The sequence below is a fragment of the Streptococcus orisratti DSM 15617 genome (genome assembly GCF_000380105.1).
In the GTDB taxonomy this organism is placed as follows: Bacteria; Bacillota; Bacilli; order Lactobacillales; family Streptococcaceae; genus Streptococcus; species Streptococcus orisratti.
In genome coordinates this window covers 1-6859 of the sequence record NZ_KB904512.1, presented here as the reverse complement: position 1 = coordinate 6859, position 6859 = coordinate 1, and the positions used below count along the sequence as shown (strand labels likewise).

The window sequence follows — 6859 nt, the reverse complement described above, 5'->3', positions numbered from 1 at the left end:
AAAAACTACTCGCATGATATTACCTCTTTGTCTTGAATGATTCCTTGTTTTAGTGATGTCATTTTCAATACTCGACGTCTGGCGTCCCACATACTTTGATAACATTCTTTCTAAAACAGGTGTCTTGCCAGTTTTTATTGCGACGTCTAGCGTCAAAAGAGTTCTCGACTTAACAAGACACCTCTACTTTATCATAAAGAAAAAGTAGTGAGTACTTTCTCCCGTCGGAGATTTCCTCACTACTAATCTTAGTATGTTTTTAGACTTATTGAGTTCTTTCCTACTCCCACTGCACAGAGCCTAGGTCATCTTCAATTAAGAATTTTTTAGTTGGTAGTCGTTAATACGCTAGCTAAGCAGTAGCAAGCTAAAAAACGATTGTCCTTATACGCTTTGAAAAACAGACTTAGAGCTTGTTGACTTGTTTCGATGAATTTTGGTTTTATCTGCATTTACGCCACTTAGTCTAATGTTGATTTTCAGTGAGTATTCATTACAAAAGTGAGGTGCTTATGAGCAAAAAACGTATTGTGGTAGCTATTTCTGGCGCTTCAGGCACAATCTATGCTATCAATTTATTAAAGAAATTCAAAGAATATCCTGACATTGAAACGCATGTGGTCATGTCTGATTGGGCACATGAGAATTTAAAATTGGAGCTCGATATGTCACATGATGAATTTGCCAGTTTGTGTGATGTGCTTTATTCTAACAAGGATTTGGGTGCCAAAATTGCTTCAGGGTCTTTCTTGACAGACGGTATGGTGATTGTTCCAGCTTCCATGAAAACTGTTGCAGGTATTGCTTGCGGTTTTTCAGATAATCTTATTGGTCGCGCAGCTGATGTGGCTTTAAAAGAACAACGCAAACTCATCATTGTCCCACGTGAGACACCGTTAAATACGATTCATTTGGAAAATTTGACAAAATTATCACGGATGGGTGTACAAGTCATTCCGCCTGTACCAGCCTTTTACAATCATCCTAAGACTTTGCAAGATATTATCGACCACAATACTGCTAAATTGCTAGATGCTTTGCACATTCGCAATGATTATGCTGGACGTTGGGATGGTGATTAGATGGCAACATTTGAAGTGACAGACTATGGGTATTCTATTCAAGCGCAGGTTGACTATATTGGCGCTGACTTGTTTATTCAATTGACAGGCGGAAGCCACCCTCATATTGGCACAGTAACCACTTATTGTAAAGAAAATGCGGACAGGCAAGTGGTGCGTTTTCCAAGCCATTCAGGGCGTTTTCATAAAGATGACGTCTTGGCTGATGTTCTTTTGGAAGAAATAGCAGAGCTGTTGCCGCAAAATTGTGTGATTACCTCAGGTGTCCATGTTGACGGTATTAGCAAAGAACAAATTGCTGGCGCTTTTGAAATGACTAAAGACCTTGCTAGCAAAATCCGCACATGGTTAAAAAATGAAAAATCACCAATCAGTCACCCAAAATACCAAAAAAAAAACACCAAACAATAAACTAGTTTAGACAAATACAACTCAAAAAAACGAGACTCCTTTTCATCCATTTCAGTGAAAAAATAAATAAGCCACCCGCGCGTGATAAACGGGTGGCTTTTGGTTGTTGCGTTAGTTTTTCATTTGTTTAGCATAGTATGTGACAAGGAGTTCTGTGAAGATGTCAAACATAATTGGTGAGATAGAATCGTATTCCCAGTCTCCTGAAAGGGTTGGAAGTGTGATGACTTTATTGAAATGCTTGCGATATTTGGCATTTGGATTTGCTGTTATTAAAAGTGTAGCGCATTTCAAATTTGTTATTTTTTGAATATAATTTGAATCGCCACTAGCTGAAAAAATAAGCAATAAATCATCTTTTTTGAGATAATTAACTGCATCATCAAGGTAATCTATGGAATACGAAGAGACATAAATTTCCATTTTTCGCATCAAGGTTTCAAATAATTTGGCACTTAAAAAACTTTTAGCCCCACCAGTTGCAAATAAGTGTTTTTTGGGGGAGATAAACGTCACTAATTCTGCCATGATTTCATCAGTTAAAGTAGCCTTAGTTAGTTCAAGTAGTTTATTGAGTCGTGCAAAATACTCATTATCTTCATTAGGATTAGAGGTGCTAGTTGATGAGAGCCAGTTGATAAAATCAAAACGAAAATCTTGATAACGCTTATAGCCAAGTTGTTTCTTCACAAAACGGGTTAGTGTAGGCTGGGAAACCCCTGCTTTTTTTGCTAAATCAGTTGTTGTAGCATGGGTGACTAAAGACGGTTGTTTTTTGATTAAATCGTAAATAGCTAATTCTGCTGGTGAGAATTGTTCTTTCAAACTTTCCATAACAATTAACGGATTCATATATCGTTCCCCTCTTTCAAATTTTATTATAGGTGATGACGAGAATAATGTAAATAAAAAATTCAAAAAATGTTAAATAAAATATTTACAAATCACAAATAAAGTTGTATATTATATTTATAGAAGCGCTTCCAAAAAAGTGATATGTATTTGAAACAAGCTTTTAACGGGCTTTGTATCTTAGTTTAATTAAACACGGGCTAAACGCTGTGGGAAAAAGATGCCCTGACTTAGAATCTAATGATTCGTCAGTCAGTTCCCTATTTTCCCTTTGCGTTTTAACGCCCTTTGTATCTTATTAATTGAACACGAGCTAAGCTCTTTGTATCTTAAGTAATCAGGAGGATTAAATGTCGATTAATCAATGGATTTTTGATGAAACAAATAATTGTTATATGTCTTTGAAGAATGTTTATTGTGTTCAGCCGAAGGATAGTGAACTAGAGGCTTTACATATCTTTGTGCCAGCAGTTTATATGACTGCAGATGGTACAATTGATAGAGACGCTGTTGTCACAAACAAAAATGGCACAACCTACACAAGTCAGACGGTTCCTATCATTTTTTACAATGATATTGGTGGCTATGCTGAATGTCAACCTGCAATGGTAACGTCGCGTAATCAACGCTATTTGGAAGATGGTTATGTCCTTGTCAGTGTGGGAGCTAGAGGTCGTCAGTCGCAAAATGGCATTGGAAAAGCTCCTGCAGGCTTGGTGGATTTAAAAGCGGCTGTTAGGTGGCTTAGAAAACATCACAATAACATTCCTGGTGATATTGAAAAAATCATTAGTGTGGGAACGAGTGCTGGTGGTGCGATGAGCAGCTTACTAGGTAGCACAGGAAATCGAGCAGAATATCTTCCTTTTTTAGAAGAAATTGGTGCTGAGCTTGATCAACGTGATGATGTCTTTGCCGCACAATGTTTTTGTCCGATTACAAATTTAGAACACGCGGATATGGCTTATGAATGGATGTTCCAAGCAAAGAAAATTTATACGTTTAATTCACGTGTTAGACCTCAAATTATCAATAAACGTCAACAGTTATTAAGTAAGTCTTTAGCGGCTGAATTTCCTGAGTATGTGAACAGCTTGCACTTGGGTGAATCCTTGACGGCAGATGGTCGTGGTGGGGATTTTTATCAAGGTATTCTCAATCAACTTAGCTTATCACTCAATAAATTTCTCGCCAAACATGCTCAAACAAACGATGAAAAGGAAGAATTGGCTCGTGAATTAGACCCGCAAGGATTGTGGTGCCATTTTGAGAATGGTCAAGCGACTGTCTTTGACTTGGATGCTTATGTTGTAAACTATATGGGACGTAAGAAAGGTTGCCCTGCGTTTGATAGCTTAGATTATCAAACGCCTGAAACAGAAGTGTTTGGAAGTCGTGACAAAAATCATCGTCATTTTTCGCAAGATATAGCTAAGCATGTTGAAAAATTGCCAGCATTGAGTGTTTATCAGAAAGCATTTCAAGCTGATTTGGTAGAAGAAGATTTGATATTAGCCAGAAAACTCTTAAATCCAATGACTTTCTTGCAGTCTGATTTGGAGGAAAAACAGGTTGCTTCTCATTATCGTATTTGTCTAGGGGCAAAAGATGCGGATACTTCATTTGCGATTTCTTACTTATTAGCGTTAGCTTTGAAGAAGCATGGTATCGATGTTCATTATGAGTTGATTTGGGGAATGGGACATTGTGATGCCGATTATAACGAAGAATTTAGTCAATGGGTGGATGCCATTGTTCATTAAGAAAGGAAATTATTATGGCAAAAAATCAAGCAGATTTGGTTAGAACCATTATTGAAAACGTCGGTGGTAAAGATAATGTGATATCATTGACACATTGTGTGACACGGTTACGGTTTGTGTTAAAAGATGACAATTTAGCCAATAAAAAAGTGTTAACTGATTTGGATGAAGTCATGACGGTTGTTCAAGCTGGCGGGCAATATCAGGTAGTTGTTGGGGAAAAATTGGTGGTTCCTCTTTATGATTTGGCAATGAGCCAGCTCCAATTGGCTAGCGGCGACAAAGAAGAGCCAGTGGCTAAAGAATCGACAGGTATTGTCTCAAAAGTCATGGATTCTATTTCTGGTGTCTTATCTCCAATTTTAATGGTTTTAGCAGCAGCAGGGCTTGTCAAAGGGCTAATGTCCTTCTTCTCATCATTGGGGTGGATTGATACCGATAGTGGATTGTACATGATTTTGTACGCACTTGGTGATGGCTTTTTCTATTACTTCCCAATCTTACTAGGAATTACAGCTGCTCGTAAATTTAAAGTCAATGAATTTGTCGGTGCTGCTATTGGTGCTGCTTTGACTTATCCAACAATGGTTAACCTTAGCTCAACAGCAGATGTTTTAGGAACGGTGTTCCAAGGAACGTCATTTGAAATGAGTTACTACACAACTGTATTTGGCATTCCTGTCATCATGCCTGGTAGTGGCTACACGTCAAGTGTTATTCCGATTATTTTAGCCGTTTTGTTTGCTGCGAAGTTGGATAGAAGTTTGCGCAAAGCATTGCCTGATGTGCTGAAAAATATTGTTGCACCGTTTGTAACATTGGTTGTAACCGTCATTTTGACTTATCTAGTTATCGGACCAGTTGCTACGCTTATTTCAAATAGCCTTGCTTGGTTGGTTTCTGCTTTGTATAGTATTCCTTATGTTGGTGGAGCCATTGCTGGCGCTATTCTCGGTGGAGGTTTTGGTGTTCTGGTTATGTTCGGACTTCACTGGGCGGTTCTGGCTATCGCGATTTCCAATATTGCGGTCAATGGATTTGACTACATTGCCGTTGTTACAGCGGTTGGTCCATTTGTCGGTATGGCTCAAGGGCTTGCTATCTGTGCTAAAGCACGCAGTACGAAAGTTCGAAACCTCGCTTTACCAGCAACCATTTCACAAATTTGTGCCGTTGGTGAACCATTGATGTACTCAATCCTCCTGCCTTTGAAGAAAGAGTATGCCATTAACATTATTTGCGGTGCAATTGGTGGTACCTTACTTGGTATTTCAGGTGCGAAAGCTTATCTCATGGGTGGACAAGGTCTCTTTGGCTTAGCCAATTATATCGACCCTGCCACTGGCAATATGAGTGATTTCTATAAAGTCCTTATCTGCCTTGCTATCGCCATGGCATTAGCCTTTATCGTTGAATTTATCATGTATAGCGACAAACGTGCCGAAGAAGCTTTGCAATAAATAAGAAATTCCCCTTATAGTTTGTTACCTATAAGGGATGTTTTGTGGAGGATTATGTAATCACACATTGAAGAAAAGGAGGCGTAAAAATGAAAAAGAAATACTATTTATTATTAGGTATTATTTTTATAATTTTAGTAGTTTTTAGTTATAAAGTTGTATCTATATCGGATGATTCTTTAGGAAAAGCTGTTACGGCATCTAACATTACTGCTGAAGACTTAACAAAAGCTGCTTTGTATTTTAAAAATACTAGTGAGCAAACAGATACTAATGAATATGATTTGGAATATAAGTTTGCAAAAGCAGCAGCAGAACTAGGAAACGCTGATGCCATGCTCTATATGGGTGAAATGTACCAAGGAAATAAAATTAATCAAGCCTCCAAAGGTGATCATATTCAGACCGCTATTGAATGGTGGGGAAAAGCTGCTGAAAATGGTCAACCACGGGGCTATACTAATATTGGCTTACTCTATATGCACAAATCCATTCCTGGTGGTGGTGAGGATTTTGGTGACATAGAGTATAATGCAAAAACAGCTATTAAATATTATAGGAAAGCTGCTAAAATGGATGATTTTAAAGCTTATCGCTATTTGGGGCTTGCGTATCAAGATGGTGTGGGTGTAACACAAAATTATGAAAAAGCTTATGAAAATTTTAAAAAAGCAGCAGATTTGGAAGATAGCACGGGAAAGCTTTATCAAGCGGATTACTTATTAGAAGGTAAAGGAACAAAACAAGATGTAACTACTGCTATCAGTTTATATCAAGATTTGATAGACGATGAGGCTCACGACAAGGCTACAGCCGCCTATCAACTAGGTGTTATTTATCAAGAGGGAACTTATACAACCGCAGATATCGAAAAAGCTAAATCTTACTATCAACTTGCTTTAGATACTGCAACAGAGGAAAACAATACCGAGTTAGCAACAAAGGCAAGCCAAGCATTAGAAACATTTAGGTAAATTCTCAAAGTAAGTTCTAGTTCCCGTCCTTCCAGAAGTTACTCTGAGAAAACTGCATAAAACCAACAGAATTTAGTCTCGGACTAAGTTCTGTTTTTGCCTAAAATGCAGATTCAAGGGTGTTTTGGGCTTGAAAATGTTGAAAAAAAGGGTACACTAAAGTTACTGGCTCTGAGACGTCTCAAAGTAAGTTCTAGCTATCTGGAATTTGGGATGGGACAAGTTCCTTTCTATTTTGAAATTATTTTTTGATAAAACTAGCGATTATTTATCTAGTAATCGAGGGGATTGGATGACGTTCTCAGGGTCAATTTTAG

Annotated in this window: 6 protein-coding genes; 5 read left to right on the top strand and 1 reads right to left on the bottom strand. The window is 37.9% G+C overall.

Going from position 1 to position 6859, the window contains the following annotated elements:
• The first annotated feature begins 512 nt into the window (after positions 1-512).
• Together A3I7_RS0110705 and lpdD are read left to right on the top strand one after the other, a co-directional pair.
• Entirely contained in the window at positions 513-1082 is a 570-nt protein-coding gene (locus A3I7_RS0110705; protein WP_018376757.1) for a UbiX family flavin prenyltransferase, read from the top strand.
• Positions 1083-1493, top strand: a complete 411-nt coding sequence (gene lpdD, locus A3I7_RS0110700; RefSeq protein ID WP_018376756.1) for a prenylated flavin chaperone LpdD — start codon at positions 1083-1085, stop codon at positions 1491-1493.
• Between the two features lie 111 nt (positions 1494-1604).
• Here lpdD and A3I7_RS0110695 read toward each other — a convergent pair whose 3' ends face one another.
• Complete coding sequence (locus A3I7_RS0110695) at positions 1605-2345, bottom strand: MurR/RpiR family transcriptional regulator (RefSeq protein WP_018376755.1); 741 nt, start codon at positions 2343-2345, stop codon at positions 1605-1607.
• A 350-nt stretch (positions 2346-2695) separates the two neighbouring features.
• Between A3I7_RS0110695 and A3I7_RS0110690 the strand changes: the two genes are divergently transcribed.
• From A3I7_RS0110690 to A3I7_RS0110680, 3 genes are all read left to right on the top strand, one after another.
• A complete protein-coding gene (locus A3I7_RS0110690; RefSeq protein ID WP_009854692.1) occupies positions 2696-4108 on the top strand; it encodes a subtype B tannase in 1413 nt (470 codons plus the stop codon).
• Between the two features lie 14 nt (positions 4109-4122).
• On the top strand, positions 4123-5568 hold the full coding sequence (locus tag A3I7_RS0110685) for a PTS transporter subunit EIIC (RefSeq protein ID WP_018376754.1): 1446 nt from the start codon (positions 4123-4125) through the stop codon (positions 5566-5568).
• Between the two features lie 89 nt (positions 5569-5657).
• Positions 5658-6542, top strand: coding sequence for a tetratricopeptide repeat protein (locus tag A3I7_RS0110680; protein ID WP_018376753.1), 885 nt, complete (start codon positions 5658-5660; stop codon positions 6540-6542).
• Positions 6543-6859 lie beyond the last annotated feature (317 nt).

What these genes read in the sequence shown, in the direction of transcription:
- A3I7_RS0110705 (WP_018376757.1), top strand. Translation starts at nt 513, where the DNA reads ATGAGCAAAAAACGTATTGTGGTAGCTATTTCTGGCGCTTCAGGCACA.
- lpdD (WP_018376756.1), top strand. Translation starts at nt 1,083, where the DNA reads ATGGCAACATTTGAAGTGACAGACTATGGGTATTCTATTCAAGCGCAG.
- A3I7_RS0110695 (WP_018376755.1), bottom strand. Translation starts at nt 2,345, where the DNA reads ATGAATCCGTTAATTGTTATGGAAAGTTTGAAAGAACAATTCTCACCA.
- A3I7_RS0110690 (WP_009854692.1), top strand. Translation starts at nt 2,696, where the DNA reads ATGTCGATTAATCAATGGATTTTTGATGAAACAAATAATTGTTATATG.
- A3I7_RS0110685 (WP_018376754.1), top strand. Translation starts at nt 4,123, where the DNA reads ATGGCAAAAAATCAAGCAGATTTGGTTAGAACCATTATTGAAAACGTC.
- A3I7_RS0110680 (WP_018376753.1), top strand. Translation starts at nt 5,658, where the DNA reads ATGAAAAAGAAATACTATTTATTATTAGGTATTATTTTTATAATTTTA.